Raw genomic sequence first — 24045 nt, forward strand, 5'->3', positions numbered from 1 at the left:
TCCTATCATTCTTTAGAAATATTTTAGAATTACTTTATAAATTCTTGAAGTTTGTATTGTATAATCATATTAAAGAAAAGAAAGGAGTCTCTTTACCATGGGAAATCTAGTTCAACAGATGATGAATGCTCTGATTCAAATCGCTTTGTTTGCTTTGCTTCCTTTTGTTTGGTGGTTGATAAGTGCTAGAAGAAAAAGTCCATTTTTAGAATGGCTTGGCTTAAAACCACTAAAAGACACTGGCAGCTGGAAGATCTGGCTGTGGATTTTGTTGGGTTCGCTATCTTTCTTGCTTCTTTCGTTTTTGCTACTATATACGACTGTAAAAGGTCTTAAGACAGCGACTTCAAACTTCTCAGGCCTCGGCTTCAAAGCCTTGCCAGCTGTTCTGATTTATAGTCTGTTTCAAACTGCTCTGCCAGAAGAACTGCTATTCAGAGGTTTTCTTTTAAATAGATTGGCTAGCCGCTTATCCTTTGTGGTAGCCAACACCATACAAGCTGCTCTTTTTGGTCTACTGCATGGCCTGATGTTTATAACAGTGCTCTCTTGGCAGCAAACCCTGCTCATCATTTTGTGTACGGGTGGCATCGCGGCCTATATGGGCTTTGTCAATGAAAAGAAATCTGATGGCTCCATTTTAGCCAGCTGGACCATGCATGCTCTAGCAAATGTGATTACGGGTAGTTTATCGGCATTTATGCTGATTTAATAAATCGATAATTTCACTTCAAATCAAAAAGTTCCGTTTTTCCTTGAGAATCGGAACTTTAGATTTAATGACAGGTGAGCAAGGTTTAGGTGTAAGTCAAACGAAGCTGCTTCTACTGATTTGCAGGGATGTCCAGTTTCATTTGCTCAAAAACATAAAGGAAGAAGTCTTTCGATACTTCGAAATGTCCGTATCTTATCTGAGAAGCATATTGGCGCCACTGAGGATGTTGTCGGACTTGCTCAATGGGGCAGTCTTTGACAGGCTGGTAGTAGCTGACATCTCGCCGAAATGGAAAAAAACCTTCAAACATCTCTACTTGGTAGGCAGTGTCATCTAGAATCTTGCCAACTGCTGTAAAAGCCTGCAATTTTTCCTGCCCGCTCAGTTGATACTTGGGGCTGTAGTACAGAAGATAGTCCCCCTTTTTCATTCGGTTCAGCGGTGCTTTCTTACCATGGCAGACTTGGCAAAATCCACCTTCTACACCTCTTAGTACATGTTCTTTTGATACGACACCAATCCAAAATCTAGTCATTTTCTGCCTCCAGTTCCATTAAGAGTTGATTTAATATTTCTGTTTTATTTTCTAATTTTCCAAAGAACGCCTGATCAATGCCTTCTACCAGAGGAAGGGCTTGGTTGACCTTTTGAAGCCCCGTATCCGTTAGAAGTATGATGTTGGCACGGCTGTCCTTGGGATGGACTTCCCGCATGATCAAACCTTTCTTGACCAAGAGGCGGATGATTTGGGATACGGTCATAACATCCATGTCAGAAAATCGTGCAATATCGGTCTGACTAACCCATTCTTGCTGACGCAGAAGCGCTGCAAGAGTGGTCAGAACGACAAACTGGGGATGGGTCAAATCAATCGTTCTCAGTTTGTTTTTAATCAGCCCATGCCACTTGTGGTAGGCACGGATAAAGAGTAGACCGGTTGATTTTTGATATTCATCCTTGTAGATGGAGTTAAACTGCGATTTTTCCATTAGCTTTCCCTCTAGACATTTTATAAGTATACTTATTATATTCTGACATCTTATTTTTGTCAATAAAAACCCAGTTTAGACTAAAAAGTCCGAACTGGGTTCTGTCTATAGTTTTTCCACATAAATCTGCTGGGCAATCATAGGATTGATTTGGATTTCTTGGGTTTCTGTCTTGAGGAGATAAGCCTGAGCGAAAGAATCGTATTGGATGAAGGTGATGGTTTGGCCGATTTGCAGGTTATATTTTTCCAAGTATTTGAGCAAGTCAAAGTCGTCGTGTACGCGTTTGATGATATAGTCACCAGGGGCAGAAGCCTCTTCCAGAGTCAGTTGGTTTTCTTCGTCCAGAAGCTCTCCCTTGGCTGGGATGGTGCCTCCGTGTGGACAGGTCTTGGGGTACTGGAGCATGGCATCCAGACGCTCAACGAAACGCTCAGAAACAGTATGCTCTAGGACTTCGGCTTCCTCATGGATTTCATCAGTCGAGTAGCCGAGATGGTTGACCAGAAAGACTTCAATCAGTCGGTGCTTGCGATAGAGGTCAGAAACTAGCCTTAGCCCCAAATCAGTCAGCAGGTAACCGGCTTTTTTATCCTTGACCAGAAGTTCTTCCGCCAGCATTTTTTTCATCATTTCCGTCACAGCCGGAGGAGAAACCTGCATGAGCTGGGCGATTTCTTTATTGGTGATTTTTTTGTGGCGGCTGCCAATCTCATAGATACACTTGAGATAGTCTTCTTTATTTGGGGTCATCTTGCATCCTCGCTGAACTTTCTATCCCTAGTATAACAAAAATCGCTGCAAGAATACAGTGTCTAAGCCTTTCTTTGATGTTTAGATTTTCTTCATTGTGATGGTCGCTGGGGTGGCAGGAAGTATGGTCCTTACAGCATGGATGCGACAGGATGCGTGCCGACAACGCTAGCTATGGTTATTTCTGGAATTACTGGTACAGAAGTGCTTCCGACAACCGTTGCGGATTATCTATATAACCATACTAATGAATTTAATAAAGATGGATTTGGTACTAGCAGCCGTGGTATTGTCCGAGCTGCCCAGCACTGGGATTTGACGACTGAGACCCTGTTTACAGCTTCCGCAGTCAAAGAAGTGCTTTCGCAGGGGCATCATGTCCTAGGTGCCGTTGGTACTAGCATCTTTGCCCATTATCCAGTAACTCATGAGCTGGTTCTCAAAGGCTATGACAATGGAAAAACCTATGTCCGTGACCCTTATAATGCAGCTAATAATGGCTGGTATCCAGTAGACTATCTCTTTGGAGTCAAGAGTATAGATCCGACGGATAATACAGAAGGCTCACCCTTCATTGCCATCAAAGGATAAGAAATTCGTGAATAAGAAGACCGCTCGTTGCTTGACGGGCGGTTTTCTGCATTCTATGACTAATATGTTTGTAATCTGTTAAGACTTTATCCTTGGCAAGGTCAGTAAGCGTAAAATTCATTATACAATTATAGCTAGAGACACAGGTTTTTTGGAAGCGATGGAGATGAGATCCTATTTTTGGACATATTTGCGATAAATGTTCTCAAAAAAACATGTAAATAGTTTGACAAACAAAGTTTTTCTCATTATACTGTTAACATATCAGGAGGAAACCCATGAAAAAAATCCAAAAACATGTCATTCTAGGTGCAGCAGTTCTTGCTAGTACTGGCTTTGCTCACACTGTAGCTGCAGATACAACTCTAGTGGATGCAAATGCCCCTGCAGACCAAAATAAGGCTCTATCTGCAAGTCCAGAAGCTCTTAAACAGCAGACTGAGCAGGTTAATCAAGCGAAAGCATCTGTTGACCAAGCCAAAGAACAGGTTGCGACTGCTGAGACTAAAGTTGAAACCGCTAAGAAAGATAATGCTGATACAAGTGCACAAAAAATTGCGGAAGCTCAGGCAGCAGTTACAGAAGCTGAGAAAAAAGTTGCTCCAGCAGAAAACGCAGCTAAGCAAGCCCAAGCAGCTCTTGATACAGCTAAAAAAGTAGAAAACACACAGGCGGCTGTAGCTCAGGATGCTCAAGCTCAAGCAGCTAAGGCACAAACTGAAACCCAAGCAGCCCAAGATGCTGTGAATGCAGCTCAAAAAGATGTGGACAACAAACTGGTAAGCGAAAAGGTAACGAAGGCAAAGGAGGAGCTTGACAAGGAACAAAAGAACCTGGATTCTTACCAAGACCAGTTGAAGACAGCTGAAGTGGAAGATGCCAAACGCCAAGCAGTGATTGATCAAGCCCAGGCTGATATCAAAGCAGCACAAGCAGAAATCAAAGAAAAAGAAGCGAAACTTTCGTCTCAAGATCAGGTTCACAATACTTTTACCCTATCGCAAGCCTATATAAATGCACTTAAAAGCGATTATATTAAACAATCACTTGAAGCACAAACAATCTTTAAAGAAGAAGTTACAAAATTAAAATTAATTAATAATTACATTAGTAATCCAAAAGATGCTCAACGCATGGTCAATATCAATGCTATTCCAAAAGATGTTCTAATGGAAATTAACTACTATGCACAAGATTTGCTAAATCAAATTCGTAAGCAGGCTGGTACAGGACCAGTCAGACTAACGCAAAATACTATTGATTATGCATCAGCTTTAAGTCGAGCTGGCCGTGAAAATACATTAGTTTGGCATAAAAATAATGGACAGGATTTAACTATTAGAGTAGTAGCTACAGATGAAACAACTGCTAAATTTGGACTTGATAAGTTTGGATACAAAAGATATGGCTTTCCTCAGCTTGATTATTATCCTGTTCTAGATAATCAAGAGAATGTATCTGTTGATTACTTGAAAAAAGTAGTTTATGAGAATGTTAAATTTCAGTTGTTTGATATAAAGGAAAGTACTAGATATGGATTTGGGACAATGCTAGATTGGGCGCAAAAAGTAGTTGGATACAAAATAGGACATGATAAAGTTGCATATATGGGAGTTGATTTTAGCAACAATGGTAAATTTAACCGAATTCAATTTGTTGTTTTTGGGACTTGGGATATCGTCGACCCTTCCAAAATCACGCCAGCCTTAATCAATCCAAATGCCAATAATCAAGATGCAGATGCTGCTCGTAAAGACTTGGCGGTTTCACAAGCTAAGTTGGACGCTGCTCAACGCACGTTGACAAATGCTCAGAACAAGCAGGAGACAGCACCATTACTGCGTGAGGTTGTGAAAACTGCTAAGGACAAGTTGGCCAAGGCGGAACGTACTTACCAAGCTGAACTCGAAAATAGCAAGAATTCGGCTTCTGAAGAAACCAAGGCTAAACTTGCAGTTTTAGCTAAAGCTCAAGCAAGCTTGAAAGAAAAAGAAGCAGCCCAAACAACTGCGCAAAAAACAGCTGAGGAAGCTAATGCCAAACTTGAGGCTTTGAAAGCAGCTACAGCGACCGCTCAAGAAAAGGCAACTGCTGCAAGTGCAGCTCTAGCAGAAGCTCAACGGGCTGTTCAAGCTGCTAAAGACTACGTTTCTCGATTGCAAAATGCCCCTGCTCTTCTAAAAGAAGCAGAAGCGGCTCTCAATGATGCTAAAGCAAACTTGGCAAGTAAGGAAGAAACATATAGAGTTGAAAATGCCAAACTTGAAGCTTTGAAAGCAGCTCTTGCAGCCCTTGAGACAGACGACCCAACTAACCTCGTTTCTAAGAATGAGCGAAAGGTTCTGAAAGTCACTACAACGGGAGTGAAGAACGGAAAGAAACCAGTTCAGACCTATCAGGCTCCGGCAGCTCTTCCAAAAACAGGTTCTACTGAATCTTCTCTAGCACTTGTAGGTCTGGGATTGCTCTCTATGCTGGGACTGGCTTTTGCAAAACGACGTAAAGCTTAAGAGCATTTATTGATAAAATCTCATTCTAGATGAATTACCCAAATTAAAAGTTTGGACAGCACATTTGAAGAAAACTCATACTGAGAGAGGACCAGTTTGGTCTTCTCTTTATTTATTGAGTGATTTGCTAAGAACATCTTTATTGTTAGTACTCCAAGGATTCATAGCTTGTTCTTTGCTATCATGTGAGTTTGTGATAAAATCTAATTGTTCTATGTGGATTAGATTTTTTTATTATAATCTCTACAGTTTTGAACTACTAGAGCTAAAAGAAAGGAGGGGACCATGTATCCGAAAGAAGAAAAAGAGCAGTTCTTTCAGCGATTGCAATCAATCGGTTGGTATCAAACAGCGCTGGAACAAGTTTTTGAAGAGATTGGTGAGCAAGGAAAAACAGTGTCAGAAGAAGGAGATTACCTGCAGGAGGCTCAGCTTTTTGGCGGTCCCTTTTTTCAAAAGCTCTGGCTAGCTGAGGAGGTTCAGAACAGCAGGTTAGGAGCTCAGGAACTGCTGGTTCTAGCTATGAAAGCTGTCGGCATGCCTGAGGAACTGAGTGGAGATAAGTCAGAGACGAATCTTCTACTGGCTCGAATTGCTCCAGACCTAACACCGCATGATTGCTTTTGGAAAATTTTCTCAAAGACCTTGCGCCAGGCTTTTCCGGCAGATGATTTTAGCCAAAGGGATGGTAATCAAAAGCTCAAAAGACAGCTGCATCAGTTTCGCTATGTCATTTCCTGCCAGCAGGCCCAGTGGGTCAGAGAACACTATCGTCAGACTGGCATGACAGATGCTGAAGCCTTGGCCTCTTATCTAAAGGATTGGCCAGCGCTGCCTTATAGCTTTCAAGAATCCTCTCGCTTGCATAATAAAGCCTATATTGATAAGATGTCAGAGCAAGCTATCTATCCAGATGGTCAAGCTAGTCAGGCCAATATAAAAATCCTGATTGATTTTCATACAGAGTTTATTCTGGATCAGGGAGGTCGCTTTCTCAATATTATCGATCCAGAGGGGGCTAGCCAAAATGGTATTGTGAATGGTGCCAGCTTTAACTACGGTGAGCGCAATCGTCCGGTCAACCAGGCTTCTCATACTCGCTACGATGTCAAAACGCCTGCTGTATGGGATCCTCGCTTTCGCAGGCTTGTCATTGAAAATGGCGGCCGCAAGTTCAAGTCACCTCAGAATAATCGTGGTCCGCTGGGCTATCGCTCGGCTAAGAGCCCTTATGCTCGAAAGGGGCGGAGTGCTTATAAACAGGTAAAGGAAGAGATTGCTCGGTTCAAGAAATTGCTGAATCGACCATCCTTTCTCTTGCGTTCCTGGGCTTGCTTCCGTCAGTTTTGGCAGAAGTTTTTCGCACAAAAAAATACGGACTAGCAGGTCCGTATTTTTATCTCTTATAAACTCTTAACTGCGGCGATAGCTGCTTCGAAGTCAGGCTCGGTGTTGATATTGTCGACATATTCAGCATAGGTCACAGTGTTATTTTCATCCAGAACTAGAACTGCGCGGGCTAAAAGGTGCCATTCATTGATGAGGACAGCATAGTCACGGCCGAAAGAATGGTCGAAGTAGTCAGAGAGCATGACAGCATTTTCAATGCCTTCAGCAGCACACCACTTGCCTTGAGCAAAAGGCAAGTCAACTGAAACCGTGATAACAACGGTATTGTCCAAGTCAGAGAGCTCTTGGTTGAAACGGCGAGTCTGAGTCGAGCATACACCAGTATCGATAGATGGGATGATGCTCAGGACTTTCTTTTTGCCAGCAAAATCAGCCAGAGTTTTCTTTGAAAGGTCAGTGGTTGTCAAGCTAAAATCGTGGGCTGTGTCGCCGACTTGCAGTTGCTTTCCAGTAAAGGTTACAGGATTTCCGAGAAAAGTTGTCATAGGAAGTCTCCATTCATGTTTGATAGCTTCATTGTACAGCGAATAGTGATTTTTTTCGAATAATTTGACCGGAAATTTGAAATTGACTCCATGTGAAGCTCCTTCTCCAAAAATAAAGAGGTTAGGATTTTGTCTTCCTAACCTTTTATCATTATTTTGCCAAGCCTTCAGAAATTTTATCTAGATTGTATTTCATCATGCTGTAGTAGCTGTCGCCTTCTTCGCCTTCATCAGCGATTGAGTCCGTGAAGATTTTAGCGTGGATTGGGATGTTGGTGTCTTTAGAAACAGTCTTCATCGGACGGTCGTCCACACTTGATTCGACAAAGAGAGACGGCACTTTTGTCTTGCGTAGTTTTTCAACTAAGCTTTTGATTTGGTCTGGAGTTCCTTCTTCTTCTGTGTTGATTTCCCAGATGTAGGCCGACGGCACGTTGTAGGCCTTAGAGAAGTACTTGAAGCAGCCTTCGCTGGTCACAATCATTTTCTTTTCTTCTGGGATATTGTTGAATTTCTCCTTGGCCTCCTTATCCAAAGCGGTTAGCTTTTCCACATAGGCTTTAAGATTTTTCTCGTAAGTAGCCTTATTGTCAGGGTCTTTTTCAATCAAACGCTTGGCAATGTTTTGCGCATAGATAATGCCGTTTTCCAAGTTGAGCCAAGCATGGGGGTCTTCCTTACCCTTTTCACTTTGACCTTCAAGGTAAATGACGTCAACGCCATCGCTGACAGCATAGTAGTCCTTGTTTTCTTCCTTATTGGCATTTTTGACCAACTTGGTAAACCAAGCATTACCGCCAGTTTCCAGATTGATACCGTTGTAGAAGATGAGATCCGCTTGAGAAGTCTTTTTGACATCTTCAGGCAGGGGCTCATATTCATGGGGATCTTTGCCGACTGGTACAATGCTGTGCAGATCAATCTTATCGCCAGCTATATTTTTGGTAATATCAGCGATAATTGAGTTGGTCGCAACAACCTTGAGCTTGGACGAGTCACTGGACGCGTTCTTCTGATCGGAGCAGGCAAAGAGAGTGCAGACTGCTAGCAAAAGCAGGGATAAAAAACCTAATTTTTTCATGGGATTCCTCCATTAAATTTTATTTTAGTTTAGGTTGGTTTTTAAGTTTTAAATAGCGTTGCTTAGGGGCAATAAAGAAAGAGATGAGAAAGATGAGGGCCGAGGTCAGGACAATGCTGGATCCTGCAGCGACATTAAAGCTATAGCCGATAAAGAGTCCCAGCACAGAAGCCAGAGCTCCCAAACCCGAGGACAGCAGAATCATAGTTTTCAGACTGTTGGCATAGAGGTAGGCCGTTGCTGCCGGCGTTATCAAGAGAGCGACAATCAGAATGGTTCCCACGCTCTGCATAGCTGTCACAGAGACCAAGGTCAAGAGAATCATCAGCAGATAGTGATAGAAGCTGACTGGCATACCCATTGCTTGAGCCAGCAAGGGGTCAAAGGAAGTAATCAATAGCTGTTTGAAAAAGAGGGTGATGATTAAGAGCACAGCTATTCCGACTCCAATACTAATCCACATATCAATATCCTGAACAGCCAAGATATTCCCGAAGAGAATATGAAAGAGGTCAGTGGAGCTATTGGCAACGCCGATTAGGATCACACCCAGAGCTAGGAAGGATGAAAAGGTAATCCCAATGGCCGTATCGCTTTTGATAATGGAATTGCCCTTGATGTAGGTGATAATAATCGAGGCCAAAAGTCCGAAGGTGATGGCTCCGATAAAGAAATTAATCCCTAAAATGTAGGACAGGGCCACACCGGGCAGAACCGCATGAGAGATAGCATCCCCCATGAGCGACATGCCGCGCAGAATGATAAAGCAGCCGACAGCTCCAGCAACAATCCCAATGACGATGGCTGTAATGAGGGCATTTTGCAGGAAGTGAAAGTCCCGCAGCCCTTGGAAAAATTCTAAAATCATTCTAGGCACCTCCATTCATAAAGAGCTGGGAGCCGTAAGTCTTTTTCATATTGTCCTTGGTAAAGCTGGTCTCGGTAGGACCAAAGGCAATCAGCTTACGATTGAGCAGGATAACTTGGTCGAAATAATCAACAACCTTGCTCAGGTCATGATGGACAATCAGAATAATCTTGCCTGCGGCTTTGAGACTGCGCAAAGTCGCCATGATAATCTCTTCACTGACAGAGTCAATCCCGACGAAAGGCTCGTCCAAAAAGATACAATCCGCCTCTTGAACCAAGCAGCGAGCGATCAAGACCCGCTGGAATTGCCCGCCGGATAGCTGGCTAATCTGCCGCTCCGCCAAGTCTGCTAAACCGACAATTTTCAATGCCTCAGCCACCTTGTCCCAATGGGAATTCTTTAGCCCTTGAAAGAGTTTGAGCTGCGGGTAAAGTCCCAAAGAGACACACTCTTTGACTTTGATAGGGAAATGATAATCAATATTAATCTTTTGCTCTACATAGGCGACGCGCTGGAGAGAGTTCTGCAGCGGCTTTTGATCCAGCAGAGTCTGGCCTTGGTGGTCAATAATCCCTAGCATGCCCTTGAGCAGGGTGGATTTTCCGGCTCCGTTAGGACCGATAATCCCAGTAATAGTTGGCTCCTTAATGGTTAATGAAAGGGGCTCAAGAGCCAGCGTATCCTGATAGCTGACAGTCAAATCTTTAATCGTAATCATCTCATACACCTCTATGAGATTAATATACATTAAAATAAAAATTAAGTCAAGTTAATTTTCAACAAATTTCTAAAATTAATATAAGAAACGTTTGAAAAAACAAGTAGATTTTGATAAGGTTATATCAAAAGCATGAAAGCGAGAAGAAGATGACACGACTACAAGATGATTTTTATGATGCAGTTAATGGTGAGTGGGCCAAGACGGCGGTCATTCCTGATGATAAGCCAGTGACGGGCGGCTTCATGGATCTAGCAGATGAGATTGAAGATCTTATGCTTGCAACGACCGACAAATGGCTGGCTGGCGATGGAGTGCCAGAAAATGCAATTCTGCAGAACTTTATTGCTTACCACCGCTTGGCAGCGGATTATGACAAGCGGGAAGCGGCTGGGATTGAGCCTGCGCGTGCTTACATTGATGAAATTCGCAACCTAACATCTTTTGAAGAATATGCTTCTAAGATTGCTGATTTTGAGCTGGCTGGCAAGCCGACTTATTTCCCCTTTGGTGTGGCGCCTGACTTTATGGATGCCCGAATCAATGTTCTCTGGGCAGACGGACCGGGAACGATTTTGCCAGACACGACCTACTATGCTGAGGACCATCCGCAGAAGGCGGATCTCCTTGCAAAATGGCGCAAGACACAGGAAGATTTGCTGGCAAAATTTGACTTTGCAGAAGAGGAAATCAAGGACCTTTTGGATAAAGTCTTGGAGCTGGATGCTGTCTTTGCTCAGTATGTTCTGTCTAGTGAAGAAAGCTCTGAGTATGCTAAGCTCTACCATCCTTATAAGTGGGAAGATTTCAAAGCCTTGGTGCCGGAGTTGCCTTTGGCGGATATTTTCACCAAGTTGATCGGTCAAGAACCCGACCAAGTTATTGTTCCTGAGGAACGCTTCTGGAAAGCAGCTAAGGATATCTATACAGCCGCTAACTGGGACAAACTCCATGCTCTGCTGATTCTCTCTGCGGTCCGCAATACAACCCCTTATCTAACGGATGATATCCGTGTCTTGGCAGGAGCTTATCATCGTGCTCTATCAGGGACTCCTCAGGCTCAGGACAAGAAAAAAGCAGCCTTTTACCTGGCCCAAGGTCCCTTTAATCAAGCTGTCGGTCTTTGGTATGCTGGTCAAAAGTTCTCACCAGAAGCCAAGGCTGATGTGGAGCAGAAAGTGGCGACGATGATTGAAGTTTACAAAAACCGCCTGGCCCAGAATGACTGGCTGACACCAGAAACTCGTGACAAGGCCATTGTCAAACTTAATGTCATCAAGCCTTATATTGGTTATCCAGACGAGTTGCCTGAGCGTTATTCTCGCAAGATCGTGGATGAAAAGCTGACACTCTTTGAAAATGCTCAGAAGCTGAGCCAGATTGATATTGCGTACAGCTGGAGCAAGTGGAATAAACCAGTGGATTACAAGGAATGGGGAATGCCAGCCCATATGGTCAATGCCTACTATAATCCGCAGAAAAACCTGATTGTCTTTCCAGCGGCTATCCTGCAGGCGCCTTTCTATGATCTGCACCAATCTTCTTCAGCTAATTACGGTGGTATCGGAGCGGTCATCGCCCATGAGATTTCTCATGCTTTTGATACCAATGGCGCTTCCTTTGATGAAAATGGCAGTCTTAACAATTGGTGGACGGAGCACGACTACCAAGCCTTCACCGAACGGACTCAAAAGGTCATTGATCAGTTCGAAGGTCAGGATTCCTATGGTGCTAAGGTCAATGGCAAGCTGACTGTTTCAGAAAACGTGGCTGATCTGGGTGGCATTGCAGCAGCCCTAGAAGCGGCCAAGAAAGAAGCTGATTTCTCTGCAGAGGAATTCTTTACCAACTTTGCCCGCATCTGGCGAATGAAGGGACGCGAAGAGTATATGAAGCTCCTGGCAAGCGTCGATGTCCATGCGCCGGCTAAGCTTCGGACGAATGTTCAGCTGCCAAACTTTGACGACTTCTTTACGACCTTTGATGTTCAAGAAGGAGACGGCATGTGGCGGAGCCCAGAAGAACGGGTGGTCATCTGGTGATGCAGAGATAAGACGCTTATCGCATCTTGCTCAGTTCAAAAATAATCGAGTGCATTTCAATAGTCTGCTTTTGTTTGTGAAAGCAGACTATTTTGTCAAAGAAAATATAAAGCGTTTACATTTCTATGACCTTGTGCTATACTGTATTTGATAACAAAAAACAAACAAAATATCCAAATAGAATAGATTTCAAAGTGTTTATTAATGAATAATAAAGAAAAGAGATATTCTTATGGTAAAACGATTCATTAGTTCAAATGCTTCAGAAATTTTAAGTATGACTGCGCCGGAGCTGAAACAGAGCATCAAGGCCAGTGAGGGCCGCGTTATCCTGTCTGAAAACGTAGCTTTTAAAGAATCTTATATCGGTGATGTGACCAATGCAGAGATTGCTCGGTCTTTTGGTGCTGACTTGATTTTGCTGAATGGGATTGATATCTTCCAGCCTTTTGTAGCTGGTCTGGATGCCAAGGAAGATTTTGTTGAGGAGCTGCACCGCTTGGTGGGTCGTCCTATCGGTATCAATCTGGAACCGGTGGACAGTCAGGCCCAGATGGCAGGAGAACGCCTGATTATCGATGAGGGGCGTCAGGCTAGTCTAGCGACCATTCAGCGAGCAGAAGAGCTGGGCGTTGACTTTATCTGTCTGACAGGTAATCCAGGGACTGGTGTCACCAATCAGGCCATTATCGACACTATTCGAGTGGTCAAGGAGAATTTTTCAGGCCTGTTGATTGCAGGCAAAATGCATGCTTCAGGTGTGGATGAGCCGGTAGCAGACCTGGAAGCAATCGCTCAATTTATCGAAGCGGGTGTTGATATTGTCCTAGCACCGGCAGTCGGCAGTGTGCCAGGCTTTGATGAGCAGGACTTGAAGCAGATTGTCCGACTGGCCCATCAAAAGGGGGCTCTGGTTATGAGTGCGATCGGTACCAGCCAAGAGAGTGCTGATGAAGATATTGTCAAGCAAATGGCTATCTGTAACAAAATCTGCGGTGTAGATATCCAGCATATCGGAGATTCCGGCTATGGCTGTCTGGCTCCGGTTGAAAATATCTTTGCCATGAGCAAGGCTCTCAGAGGACAGCGCCACACCATTTCCATGATTTCACGTTCGATTAATAGATAGTAAAATGAGATAGACTTTTTAGGGGGAAGCTCCTAGAAAGCCTGTCTCTTTTTTTGTAAAAAAAAGACCGAGATTCTTGTCTCGGCCTTTATAGGTTTCCTTTTTTATCTAAAAATTCATGATAGACACAGAGGCTGACTGCAGAGCGGGCAATGCTGTATTTAGAGTAGGGGATAATGACAATCTCTGCTTGTTTTTGCTTTGGAAAGAGAGGCACTTCCTGCTCTAACTGAGCCAGGACCTGCTCGGCAATAATCGGATAGGAGAATATTTGGCCGTCCAGATAAATCCTTTCGCTATCAATAAGCTGGCAGAGATTGGAAATGGAAATGGCCAGGTAGCGGCAGGCAGTATGAATCAACTCAATGCTGCCTAAGTCTCCTAAGCGATAGGCGGTCATCAGACTTGTCAAATCAATGTTATTGACGTCCTCTACAAGGGTCTTTAAGAGCGAGGTCTGGGAAGCCTGATACAGGATAGCTGCTTTATCAATCAGAGCGCTTTCGCTGGCATAAACCTGCAAGCAGCCGTGCTTGCCGCAAGGACAGCGCTCGCCTTCAGGATTGATAACAGTATGCCCCACCTCTCCGATAAGATAATTTTCCTGACTGTAAATGCTACCCTTGTACATGTAAGAGCAATGAATACCTCTGGCGACATGATAGACGATAAAATTACTGTCTGTCGGATGATAGCTAAAGAGGCGTTCAGCCATTGTCAAACAGTGGGACTTATTGGCGAAGTAGACAGGGAGGTCAAAGGCTTCTTGAATAGTCCGCAGGTTAATCTGTCCCCAGTGGGGGTTTTTAGAAATGATAAAATCACTTTGAGAGAGATTCACATGTCCCGGTAGTCCGAGGGCAATCGCTGAGATGGAGTATTTGCTATTCTTTTTCAGAAAATCTTGAATCAGCCGGATAATTTCCTGGTCAGACGGGCCGCCTGTCACCTCAACCTGATAAGTCCGAATGCTACTTTCTACAATCTCACCGGTATTATCAGCGATGACCATAGCCAGCTGTTTTTCAGAAATCTCAAAGCCTAGATAGTAGCGGCTACGAGGCGCAATATCTAGCAGGGTTTTCTTGCGGCCTACGCTCTCGTCATTGAGCTCGCCCAGCTCCAGTACCAAGCCTTCCTTGATTAGTTCATTGATGATGCTGCCGGTCGTGGCTGGTGTAATCTTAGTTTCTTTTGAAATATCAATCCGAGAAATCGGTCGTTTGGCATAGAGCTGATCCAGAACAGTTGCTCTTAGCTCGTTTTGTTTTCTAGTTCGTGTCATCTTGTTTCCTCTGCTGCTATACTATCAAAAAAAGCTATAAATCTCAAATGTAAGCGTTGACATAGTACAAAAAAATAGTTATAATGTTTATAGAATATTAATAACATAGTGAAAAATATTCTTTTTTTGGATTTTTGTTTATATATTGAAAATAAATAGCAAGCGTCGTTGCAGGCTAGGTCAGATTCATAAAGGAGGATGCCGATGGAAACAAAACAAATTATGTTAGTCTGTGCGGCTGGGATGAGCACCAGTCTCATGGTCAATAAAATGCAGAAAGCTGCAGAGGAGCGAGGCTTGGCTGCGACGATATTTGCGGTGCCAGTGTCAGAAGCAGAAGACTATCTAAGCGAGAAAAAGGTTGATGTCCTGTTGCTGGGACCTCAGGTCCGCTATCTGTTGGAGGATTTACAGGAAAAATTAGCTTCAAAAGGCATTCCGGTCGATGTCATTCCTATGACGGACTACGGCATGATGAAGGGGGATAAGGTTCTGGATCTGGCAGAGTCGCTCATGAAGTAGGTACTCCTATGGAAAATAAAGATTCCTTAGAGGTCGCTATGACCCTCATTATGTATGGCGGAGAGGCCAAGTCTTGTGCTATCGAAGCCATTGCAGCAGCTAAAAAGCAGGACTTTGACCGGGCGCAGGAGAGGCTGAGTCAGGCTCAGAAGGCCCTGCTGCAAGCCCATCACGCTCAAGCTGAAATGCTGAGCAAGGAGGCGCAAGGAGAAAAGACAGAACTTAGTTTATTTATGGTGCATGGGCAGGATCATCTCATGACCAGTATCGCCTTTGTTGATTTGGCAAAGGAGATTGTTGATTTGCATAAAAAATTTGATGAATAGGAGAAATGCAGATGAGTAGTTTGGTTGATAAATGGCAAGCGCGTCTCATGCCTATTGCCAATAAAATCGGTAACCAAAAATTTCTGGTTGCCCTGCGGGATTCCTTTATTGGAACCATGCCTGTGATTATGACGGGCTCTTTCGCCCTCATGGTAAATGCCTTTCTATCTGACTTGCCAGGACAGTTCGGCTGGACCTGGATTTCATCTACCTTCCAGTGGCTGATTGATATTAACTGGCTGGTATTTAAGGGCAGTATTCCTATCGTTACTCTCTTGTTCCTCTTTACTTTCGGGGTCAATATCGCTAAGATTTACAATACTGATAAGGTATCTGCTGGTCTGGTAGCAGTTGCTTCCTATATCATTACCATTGGTGGATCAGTTACTAAAACCTTTGAGTTGGCTGGCAAAACACCAGGGCTGAGTAAGGCAATTTCAAAACTTCCAGAGCTAAAACTTGACGGCAGTAACCTGTCTGTGACGATTAACAGTGTCATTCCAGGTGATCAAATCAGTGCGCGTGGTTACTTTACTGCCATTCTGATTGGTTTTGTATCTGTTATCATCTTTTGTAAGGTCATGAATCGTAACTGGACGATTAAACTGCCAGATTCTGTTCCGCCAGCTATCATGAAGCCGTTCCTGTCTATCATTCCGGCTGCGATTGCCATGTATGTCGTGGGAATTGCGACCTACCTCTTTAATCTGGTGACAGGCGAGCTGTTGATTGACTGGATTTACAAGATTCTTCAGGCACCGCTTCTCAGCTTGTCTCAAAGCTTCTGGGCTGTGCTACTCATTGTCTTTCTCAATAAGATTTTCTGGTTCTTCGGCCTGCACGGTGGTAATGTGCTGGCGCCGGTTATGGCCAGTCTCTTTGGTGTGACCATGCTGGCCAATCTGGAAGCTTATCAGGCTGGGCATGCGATTCCTTACATGTGGACGGATAATTCTTTCGGTGCTTTTGTCTGGTTTGATGCGATTGGGGTTGCCATTGCCATTCTCTGGCAATCTCGGAACAAGCACTATCGCGAAGTGGCCAAGTTAGGAATTTTCCCAATGGTCTTCAACATCGGTGAGCCAGTCATGTACGGCCTGCCAATCGTTTTGAATCCAATTATGTTTATTCCATACGTCCTGACGCCAATGGTCATGGTGACAGTAGCCTACTTTGCAACCTCTATGGGCTTGGTTGCGCCGGTTACTCAAAACGTTACTTGGGTCATGCCGCCGATTCTCTACGGTTTCTTTGCGACAGCCTTTGACTGGCGGGCAATTATTCTTTCGCTAGTTAACATCGCTATTTCGACCGCTATATATCTGCCCTTTGTCAAGATGGCAGATAAACAGGAGGAGCTTGGATAGATGGCAAAATTTGAAATTAAAGAAGAATTTTACCTGGATGGCCAGCCTTTTAAGATTTTATCGGGAGCTATTCAGTATTTCCGGCTTCATCCAGACCAGTGGCGAGATACCCTTTACAATCTCAAAGCCCTGGGCTTTAATACGGTAGAGACCTATATTCCTTGGGCATTACATGAGCCTCAGGAAGGTCAGTTTCAGGCAGAGGGCATGCTGGATTTTGAAGCATACTTCAAGTTGGTTGAGGAGATGGGGCTTTATCTCATTGTCCGGCCGACGCCTTATATCTGTGCAGAGTTTGACTTTGGCGGCCTGCCGGCTTGGCTCTTGAGATATCCTTCGATGCGCCTGCGGGTCAATCATCCGCTGTTTCTGGAAAAGGTCAGTCATTTTTATGACTGGCTCTTTCCTAAGCTTCTGCCCTATCAGAGTGATCAAGGCGGCCCTATCCTCATGATGCAGGTGGAAAATGAATACGGTTCTTACGCCGAGGACAAGGCTTACATGCGCAGCATTGCGCAGATGATGAAGGTACGTGGCGTTACGGTTCCCCTCTTTACCTCTGACGGGACATGGATAGAGGCTTTGGAGTCTGGAACTTTGATTGAGGATGATATTTTTGTGACGGGGAATTTTGGCTCCCAACCCAAGGAAAATACAGACAATCTACGATCTTTCATGGAGCGCTATGGCAAGAAATGGCCTCTTATGTGTACTGAGTTTTGGGATGGCTGGTTCAGCCGCTGGAGCGAGGAAATCGTTCGGCGAGAGGCAGAAGATTTGGCCCAGGATGTCAAAGAAATGCTGCAGTTGGGCAGTATGAACCTCTTTCTACTGAGAGGTGGGACCAATTTTGGTTTTATCAGCGGCTGTTCGGCCCGCAAGACCAAGGATTTGCCGCAGATTACCTCCTATGATTTTGACGCTCCTATTACTGAGTGGGGACAGCCGACCGAGAAATACTACGCTGTTCAGCGGGTGACCCACGAGGTCTTTCCCGAGCTTGAGCAGATGGAGCCGATTAGCCGACAAGCCAAGGCCTATGGCAGTTTTCCACTGCTTGGTACTGCAAATCTGCTGGATGTGGCAGCGGATATCACAGAGGAAATTCTGCTGGATTATCCGCAGCCTATGGAGCAGATTGGGCAGAATCATGGCTATATTCTCTACCGTTCTGATATCAAAAATCAATACCATGAGGAAAGGCTCAAGGCATTGGAGACTCATGACCGCTGCCATTTCTATGTCAATCAGGAGCACCTAGCTACCCAGTATCGGGAAGAAATCGGTGATGAGATGCTCTTCTCAGCTGATACCGAGCGGATTCAGATTGATGTGTTGGTGGAAAATATGGGACGTGTCAACTATGGTTACAAGCTAGGCGCACCCAGTCAATCCAAGGGAGTCAAGGGGGGTATCATGATTAACCACCAGTTCCGCAAGGGCTGGAAGCATTATGCGCTTAAGTTTGACCAGGAAATGCTGGCCAAGTTAGACTGCTACTCAGATCCACCGGAAAAAGTCAAAGCACCGACCTTCTATCGCTTTGAAGCAGAGTTGGATGATATCGCTGATACCTTCATCGACTGCTCTAAGTATGGGAAGGGCTGTATTTCGGTCAACGGCTTCAACCTAGGCCGCTACTGGAATGAAGGGCCGATTCACTATCTCTATGTGCCGTCTGGCCTGCTTAAGGAAAAGAATGAATTTATCGTCTTTGAAACTGAAAATGTCAAGATTGAAGAGTTGACCTTGCTTGACCATCCAGTCTATAAGAAATGAGGTGTTGCGATGAAATATATGACAGTCGGAAATGAACTGGAAGGAGCCAGTCAGCTGGTTTTGGGCTGTATGCGTCTGGCAGAGCATGCTCCTGAAGAGGTCGTTTCCGTTCTTGAAACGGCATTAGAAGTGGGAATTAATTTCTTTGACCACTCAGATGTTTATGCTGGTGGCCAGTCTGAAGCCAAGTTTGCGCAGGCTCTTCGCTCGGCTAAGATTCCCCGGGACCGAGTTCTCATCCAGTCCAAGTGCGGACTGCGGGATGTTCACACCAACTACCATTTTGACTTTTCTAAGGATTATATCATCAGCTCGGTTGAAGGCAGCTTGGAGCGTTTGCAGACAGACTATCTGGATGTGCTCCTCCTGCACCGGCCAGATGCTCTTGTGGAGCCGGAAGAGGTGGCTGAAGCTTTCTCACAGCTGCACCAAGCTGGGAAGGTCCGTTATTTCGGAGTCAGCAATCAAAATCCTTATCAGATCGAGCTACTGCAGAAGAGTGTGGAACAGCCCTTGATTGCCAACCAACTGCAGTTTGGTCCAGCCCATACTCCGATGTTGGATGCTGGGCTCAATGCCAATATGCTCAATCCTTTAGCAATCGTTCGGGACGGTAGTGTGCTGGACTATTGTCGATTGCATCATATCACGATTCAGCCTTGGTCACCATTTCAGGTCGACTTGAACCAGGGACTTTTTATGGAGCATCCTAAATATGCTCAGCTTACAGAAACTCTGCATGCCTTTGCATCAGACTATAAAGTTTCTTTTGAAGCCTTAGTTCTCGCTTGGATTTTGCGTCATCCGGCACAAATGCAGCCGATTGTTGGCTCCATGAATCCACAGCGAATTCGCTCAATGGTAGCTGCTTTTGATATTGAGCTCTCTCGGGCTGACTGGTATAAGATTTACAAGAGTACGGGGAATCCTCTGCCCTAAGCTTGTTTTTGCAGGGAGATTATTTGTTATTCAGAATCAATGAAGGCTAAGAGCAGTGAATCGGTCTGCTTGTTTCATTGATTAAGCTAGATTCTGTACCTTATGAAAGGAGAATGATATGAATAATAAGTTTTGTTGGCAAGTCCTAGCAAAATCTGCTTCTACTGCCAAGTATGGAAGCGGCTTGCTGCTATGTGCTTCCCTCTTGTCCTTAGCAGCTTTGACGTGCGTCTCAAGAGTTGAAGCAGAAGATGTTGCGCCTGCCCCCGCCGCAGTAGCTGAAACGCCAGCTTCTCCAGCAGCCCAAGCAAGTCCTGAGGCTGAAAATCCAGCTGTGGCTGAACCCCAAGCAGCTCCTGCAAATCAGGTCGAATCGGCTACAGCCGCTAGCGAGTTGCCAGCCAGTCAGGTCATGTCCGATGAGCAGAAGCAGCGCGCCATTGCTCAGATGGGAGCCAATCAAGGGGATGTCTGGGTTTGGTCGGAGGAAAATGTCGTTGAAGAAAATGGGGAGCGTCAAAAGCGCGGTCCTAATGGCGGTCCTGGCCAATTTAATGGCGGAGCTGTCGTGTTAGGCGGCCGTCCGACTTATGACCCAGCAGCTGATTGGTACTACCTAGCTTATAAAGGCGAAGGGATGACTGACGAAGAAGCGAAGGCTGTCTTTGACAAGGAACGCGGCAAATGGATGAACGAATTTGATCCTTGGGGTGTTGTGATGGAAATGACGGACAATAAGGCCAGCAATGCTTGGGCGGATATTCGTAACATGCAGGCTTTCGTCCTTCGGAAGGACTCCAATGTTTGGGAGAAAATTGTGGATCACCCTCAAGGGGTTCAATGGGTTGCTCAATTCAAGGGCAATATGTCCAGCTACGTAGGAGATGCACGGCAGGAAGCCTTGGCTGGTGGGGGAACAGCTATTGAGGTATTACCTAAGCAGGATCGGGTTGCCCACTGGGGTTCTGATCAGGCCCGTGATATTCCGAATCCTCAAACCATTCGGGCTGTTTTAGTTTCCGTAGAAGCTCGTATTTCTGAAAAATCTGACCCGGATGCAAAGCTGGGTATTCAAGTTGGCGGTGACTGGAAGTTTGCTGAGGAAGTGAGTAAGCCGCTCTGGTATCCAGGAGCTGGTCTGGCTGGTATTCAGCGACTGACCAAGGATTGGGCGCGTTACTATTTTGTCAGTCTTACTGGTATTCAAGATGCAGTCGAAGAAAGGGCCATTTCACAAGATGTATTTATGAAGAGTATCGTGCCGTTGGCCGATATGGAGCAAGCCTCTCAAAATCAAGCCCAGCAGGCAACCCCTGCAAGGCTTGCTCCAATGGGTAGCCAGGTAGAAAATCTGACCTACAAAGCAAGCGGCCAGACGGATCCTCAAGCAGCGTCTCAACAGCCAACTCTTGAGCAAGCTTCTTCCAAACAACTACCTAAGACCGGCAGCCAAAGCAGTCTATTGGCCAATTTGCTTGGATTCGGGCTCTTAGGGCTGGGTGCTGGCTTCCTTGGCCTGAAGAAAAAATCTTAGGTTTTGCAAGCTAGAGGAAAAATAATCTACAAAAAAGCAACAGCAGTTTCTAGCTGTTGCTTTGTGTTTGGCTTAGGTTTTACATGACAGGATGTTCAAAATTAGATGCTTGCGCAGCGGGCGGACTGCAGACAGGCTCTTGGTATTTTTGAGTAAAGCGGCATCTTGGGAAGTTGGAGCAGCCCCAAAATTGCTGACCGGCCTTAGAACCTTTGGCTGCTATACGGAGCACCAATCCATGCTGGCAGCGAGGGCAGATCTTTTCTGCTTCTCTACGCTGTTTATTCTGAGCAATGCTGTTAATATGGCGCTCTTTGATAACCTGCTTTCGCTTGGTCAAAGGTAGCAGCATACGATAGAGGTCGTCAATCTGCTCGGGAGACAGGCAGACTGGACTTTGGCAGGCCTGCCGGTCAATTGCCCCTATCACTTGCCAGGTCTGAATAACCTTATGCCTGTCACTGTTCAGATGGATTTCCTTAAGCTGACAGTCATTGCTAAAGACGATATAGGAATATAGATTTGGCGTGTATTGGTTGAGATAATAGCTGAGCCATTTGAGATGGACTTTATTTTGAATAATGGGATTGAAAAAAGAATGTTTGTAGGATTTTCCGCGGCCTCCAGAAAGAACCTGAGTCCAGTATTGTTGATTTTCTGATCCGAAGATCCAGCCCTTGTAGTTTTTGGACTCAAAAATGTAAATCCCAGATGGATGAATCAGCAGGGCATCAATCTCAGTGGTAGTGCCATCTTCTTTGAAGATATAGAGATTGTACAAAATCTTTTTGTAGCCATAGAGTTGGTTCAAGACCTGACCAAGCTGGTACTCTCCCTGTTTTCCCTTGTTGTATTTGAGTTCCCAAGGGGCAGTCTGGGTTTGCTGGAAATAGTCAGGCTCTGGGCTTTGGCTGGACGACCAATCCGAGTCCATATCTTCTCGGTCTTCGAGCAGCTTATAACTGATAAAAAAGACGATGCCAAAGACAGCCACAAATGCAACGAAAAAGAATCCAAACATTTCCTAATCTCCCTTAAAATCCCTAATTCGAGTATAGCACAAAATAAAGGACGGAAGATTTTTATAAGTGTAAAAACACAGCAATTGAACAATAGATTAAAATATGTCTAAAAATAGAAAGCTATCCTTTAAAAACTTATTTTCCAAAAATACCTCACAAACCTAAAAAATCATGTATAATAAAAAGACAGGAAAAGAATAGGAGTTATCATGTCTCAGGAATTAATCAGTGTTATCATCCCTGTTTACAATGTTGAACAGTATTTAGCAGAATGTGTGAACAGCGTCTGTCGTCAGACCTATCAAAATCTGGAAATTATTCTAGTCAATGATGGTTCAACAGATGCTTCTGGCCAGATTTGCCAAGAGCTGGCTGATCAGGATTCGAGGATTCGTCTTATTCATCAGGAAAATCAAGGCTTGTCCGGTGCCCGCAACACAGGGATTGAGCACTCTAGTGCAGACTATTTGATTTTTGTGGATTCGGATGACTGGCTGCCTGAGCAACATGTTGCCCGCCTTTATGAAAAGCTGAAAGAGTACGATGCGGATATTGCCATTGGTCACCACTGTAGTTTCCGTGCAGAGGATTCAGCCTTCCTCTACTATTCGACAGAGCATTTTGAAACCCTCTATACGCGAGAAGAGATAATCGAGGAGTATCCTAGACGGCGCATGCTGGACGGTGTCTTTCTCTGTGCCTGGGCCAAGCTCTATAAGCGTGAGCTCTTTGATACAGTGCGCTATCCAGTGGGCCGAGTGGCTGAAGATGCCTTCACGACTTATAAGCTTTACCTTCAGTCAGAAAAGATTATCTACCTCAATGAACCGCTCTATTACTATCGCTTGCGGCCAAATAGCATCTCCATGACTTGGAATGAGCAGTGGTTCCGAGACTTGATTATAGGTTTTGAGGAGCAGCTAGCCATTTTGGGTAAGCTGGGCTATGACCTGAGCTTCTACTACAAATACTACACTTTCCTGCTCCAGTATTGTCGCGACAGCGCTGCAGCTGTCGGTATGCAGTCCAGTCGGGTCTATCAGGAAATTGAAAGTAAACTCCAACTATTTGGAGAATAAATAAAACAAGCTACCTTTCAACAATAGGGCTGAAAGCGTAGCTTGTTTTTTAGTGTTTGAAAATTAAAGACTAAAAATAACAATTAATGTCATGCTTCAAAAAGACATCTTGGTATTCAAATAAGTCTTCAGGGTGCAAGGCCTTGACATCTTCCATGGCATACTTTCGGCCGAGTAATTTGTATTTATTTTCGCCAAATTGATGGAAAGGCAGCAGCTGGACTTGATCGATGGATAGTTCATTAAACAAAGTCGCAAACCGCTCTGCATCTTCTAAAGAGTCATTAAAATCTGGAATGACTGGAATGCGCAGAACAATCGTCTTTTGATGAGTAAAGGCGTAGTGGATATTCTGAACAATCAATTCGTTTTTTACTCCAGTCACCTTGCGGTGGTTGACAGAGTTATAATGCTTCAGGTCGGTATAAATAAAATCAACGTACTGGATGAGATCCACGAATTTTTCGTGTTCTACAAAGGCAGTTGTTTCAATAGCGGTATGAATCCCTTTTTCCTTAGCCGCTTTGAGAAGGGCCTTGGCAAATTCAAACTGGGCGAAAATCTCTCCGCCAGATAAGGTTAGGCCGCCGCCAGATTCTTCATAAAAATCTCTGTCCTTTAGGACTTCGTTGATAATCTCCTCGACACTTCTTTCCTCCCCCATAGTGATGCTTTTTTTGGTAGTGGCATCCAGCATAGGCTCGGGTCTGAATTGCTGTGATTCTGGATTAGAGCACCAAGGGCAACGCAGAGGACAGCCCTTGAGGAAAACCGTTGTACGAATCCCTGGTCCATCATGAATACTGAAATGTTGGATGTTGAAAATAATTCCTCTTGTTGTTTCCATACTCAGGCCTCCTTTGGATACAATCATTATAACTTATTTTAGAAAGAAAAA

23 protein-coding genes are annotated in these 24045 nt (G+C 44.6%); 13 read left to right on the forward strand and 10 right to left on the reverse strand.

Features of this window, described 5'->3' with window-relative positions:
* Positions 1 to 97: 97 nt before the first annotated feature.
* Positions 98 to 712, forward strand: coding sequence for a CPBP family intramembrane glutamic endopeptidase (locus HMPREF1150_RS06620; RefSeq protein ID WP_009659798.1), 615 nt, complete (start codon positions 98 to 100; stop codon positions 710 to 712).
* Between the two features lie 112 nt (positions 713 to 824).
* Here HMPREF1150_RS06620 and HMPREF1150_RS06615 read toward each other — a convergent pair whose 3' ends face one another.
* From HMPREF1150_RS06615 to HMPREF1150_RS06605, 3 genes are all read right to left on the reverse strand, one after another.
* A complete protein-coding gene (locus tag HMPREF1150_RS06615) occupies positions 825 to 1250 on the reverse strand; it encodes an EVE domain-containing protein (RefSeq protein WP_009659816.1) in 426 nt (141 codons plus the stop codon).
* Positions 1243 to 1704: a MarR family winged helix-turn-helix transcriptional regulator gene (locus HMPREF1150_RS06610; RefSeq protein WP_009659741.1), complete on the reverse strand. Its 462-nt coding sequence runs from the start codon at positions 1702 to 1704 to the stop codon at positions 1243 to 1245. The genes HMPREF1150_RS06615 and HMPREF1150_RS06610 overlap by 8 nt, the downstream gene beginning before the upstream one ends.
* Positions 1705 to 1809: 105 nt before the next feature.
* Positions 1810 to 2457, reverse strand: coding sequence for a metal-dependent transcriptional regulator (locus tag HMPREF1150_RS06605; RefSeq protein WP_002896686.1), 648 nt, complete (start codon positions 2455 to 2457; stop codon positions 1810 to 1812).
* 138 nt (positions 2458 to 2595) lie between these two features.
* On the opposite strand from HMPREF1150_RS06605, the gene HMPREF1150_RS06600 reads away from it, so the two are divergent.
* The 3 genes from HMPREF1150_RS06600 (at position 2596) to HMPREF1150_RS06590 (ending at position 6941) form a co-directional block, all read left to right on the forward strand.
* Positions 2596 to 3048 (forward strand): C39 family peptidase, encoded by a 453-nt coding sequence (locus HMPREF1150_RS06600; RefSeq protein ID WP_009659623.1) that lies wholly within the window; start codon positions 2596 to 2598, stop codon positions 3046 to 3048.
* Positions 3049 to 3326: 278 nt separating this feature from the next.
* Positions 3327 to 5558: an SEC10/PgrA surface exclusion domain-containing protein gene (locus HMPREF1150_RS06595; protein WP_009659660.1), complete on the forward strand. Its 2232-nt coding sequence runs from the start codon at positions 3327 to 3329 to the stop codon at positions 5556 to 5558.
* Positions 5559 to 5843: 285 nt separating this feature from the next.
* On the forward strand, positions 5844 to 6941 hold the full coding sequence (locus HMPREF1150_RS06590) for a DUF3114 domain-containing protein (protein WP_009659729.1): 1098 nt from the start codon (positions 5844 to 5846) through the stop codon (positions 6939 to 6941).
* A gap of 20 nt (positions 6942 to 6961) precedes the next feature.
* On the opposite strand, the gene tpx is transcribed toward HMPREF1150_RS06590, so the two are convergent.
* The 4 genes from tpx to HMPREF1150_RS06570 all read right to left on the reverse strand — a co-directional run bounded on the left by tpx (position 6962) and on the right by HMPREF1150_RS06570 (position 10123).
* The gene (gene tpx, locus HMPREF1150_RS06585; protein ID WP_002929028.1) at positions 6962 to 7453 is read right to left on the reverse strand and encodes a thiol peroxidase; all 492 of its coding nucleotides are present in this window, start codon (positions 7451 to 7453) and stop codon (positions 6962 to 6964) included.
* A gap of 151 nt (positions 7454 to 7604) precedes the next feature.
* On the reverse strand, positions 7605 to 8534 hold the full coding sequence (gene ssaB / locus HMPREF1150_RS06580; RefSeq protein WP_009659801.1) for a metal ABC transporter substrate-binding lipoprotein/adhesin SsaB: 930 nt from the start codon (positions 8532 to 8534) through the stop codon (positions 7605 to 7607).
* A gap of 19 nt (positions 8535 to 8553) precedes the next feature.
* Complete coding sequence (locus HMPREF1150_RS06575) at positions 8554 to 9402, reverse strand: metal ABC transporter permease (RefSeq protein WP_009659779.1); 849 nt, start codon at positions 9400 to 9402, stop codon at positions 8554 to 8556.
* A 1-nt stretch (position 9403) separates the two neighbouring features.
* A complete protein-coding gene (locus HMPREF1150_RS06570) occupies positions 9404 to 10123 on the reverse strand; it encodes a metal ABC transporter ATP-binding protein (protein WP_009659796.1) in 720 nt (239 codons plus the stop codon).
* 149 nt (positions 10124 to 10272) lie between these two features.
* On the opposite strand from HMPREF1150_RS06570, the gene HMPREF1150_RS06565 reads away from it, so the two are divergent.
* Complete coding sequence (locus HMPREF1150_RS06565) at positions 10273 to 12165, forward strand: M13 family metallopeptidase (protein ID WP_009659651.1); 1893 nt, start codon at positions 10273 to 10275, stop codon at positions 12163 to 12165.
* A 232-nt stretch (positions 12166 to 12397) separates the two neighbouring features.
* On the forward strand, positions 12398 to 13294 hold the full coding sequence (locus tag HMPREF1150_RS06560; protein WP_009659838.1) for a PEP phosphonomutase: 897 nt from the start codon (positions 12398 to 12400) through the stop codon (positions 13292 to 13294).
* An 88-nt stretch (positions 13295 to 13382) separates the two neighbouring features.
* On the opposite strand, the gene HMPREF1150_RS06555 is transcribed toward HMPREF1150_RS06560, so the two are convergent.
* Complete coding sequence (locus HMPREF1150_RS06555) at positions 13383 to 14579, reverse strand: ROK family protein (protein WP_009659626.1); 1197 nt, start codon at positions 14577 to 14579, stop codon at positions 13383 to 13385.
* A gap of 204 nt (positions 14580 to 14783) precedes the next feature.
* Between HMPREF1150_RS06555 and HMPREF1150_RS06550 the strand changes: the two genes are divergently transcribed.
* The 6 genes from HMPREF1150_RS06550 (at position 14784) to HMPREF1150_RS06525 (ending at position 21046) form a co-directional block, all read left to right on the forward strand.
* Complete coding sequence (locus HMPREF1150_RS06550; protein WP_004188921.1) at positions 14784 to 15101, forward strand: PTS sugar transporter subunit IIB; 318 nt, start codon at positions 14784 to 14786, stop codon at positions 15099 to 15101.
* Between the two features lie 8 nt (positions 15102 to 15109).
* Positions 15110 to 15427, forward strand: coding sequence for a PTS lactose/cellobiose transporter subunit IIA (locus HMPREF1150_RS06545; RefSeq protein ID WP_002898520.1), 318 nt, complete (start codon positions 15110 to 15112; stop codon positions 15425 to 15427).
* A gap of 5 nt (positions 15428 to 15432) precedes the next feature.
* On the forward strand, positions 15433 to 16794 hold the full coding sequence (locus HMPREF1150_RS06540) for a PTS sugar transporter subunit IIC (RefSeq protein WP_002896670.1): 1362 nt from the start codon (positions 15433 to 15435) through the stop codon (positions 16792 to 16794).
* A complete protein-coding gene (locus tag HMPREF1150_RS06535; protein WP_009659580.1) occupies positions 16795 to 18573 on the forward strand; it encodes a beta-galactosidase family protein in 1779 nt (592 codons plus the stop codon).
* A 9-nt stretch (positions 18574 to 18582) separates the two neighbouring features.
* Positions 18583 to 19512 (forward strand): aldo/keto reductase family oxidoreductase, encoded by a 930-nt coding sequence (locus HMPREF1150_RS06530; protein WP_009659663.1) that lies wholly within the window; start codon positions 18583 to 18585, stop codon positions 19510 to 19512.
* A 118-nt stretch (positions 19513 to 19630) separates the two neighbouring features.
* Positions 19631 to 21046, forward strand: a complete 1416-nt coding sequence (locus tag HMPREF1150_RS06525) for an LPXTG cell wall anchor domain-containing protein (RefSeq protein ID WP_009659607.1) — start codon at positions 19631 to 19633, stop codon at positions 21044 to 21046.
* Positions 21047 to 21125: 79 nt separating this feature from the next.
* On the opposite strand, the gene HMPREF1150_RS06520 is transcribed toward HMPREF1150_RS06525, so the two are convergent.
* Complete coding sequence (locus HMPREF1150_RS06520; RefSeq protein WP_009659815.1) at positions 21126 to 22067, reverse strand: nuclease-related domain-containing protein; 942 nt, start codon at positions 22065 to 22067, stop codon at positions 21126 to 21128.
* A gap of 210 nt (positions 22068 to 22277) precedes the next feature.
* Between HMPREF1150_RS06520 and HMPREF1150_RS06515 the strand changes: the two genes are divergently transcribed.
* Positions 22278 to 23147: a glycosyltransferase family 2 protein gene (locus HMPREF1150_RS06515; RefSeq protein WP_009659603.1), complete on the forward strand. Its 870-nt coding sequence runs from the start codon at positions 22278 to 22280 to the stop codon at positions 23145 to 23147.
* A 70-nt stretch (positions 23148 to 23217) separates the two neighbouring features.
* Here the strand turns inward: HMPREF1150_RS06515 and HMPREF1150_RS06510 are convergent, their stop codons facing one another.
* A complete protein-coding gene (locus tag HMPREF1150_RS06510; RefSeq protein WP_009659670.1) occupies positions 23218 to 23994 on the reverse strand; it encodes a glycyl-radical enzyme activating protein in 777 nt (258 codons plus the stop codon).
* Positions 23995 to 24045: the final 51 nt, after the last annotated feature.

It is taken from the genome of Streptococcus sp. AS14 (assembly GCF_000286495.1).
GTDB classification, from domain to species: domain Bacteria; phylum Bacillota; class Bacilli; order Lactobacillales; family Streptococcaceae; genus Streptococcus; species Streptococcus sanguinis_P.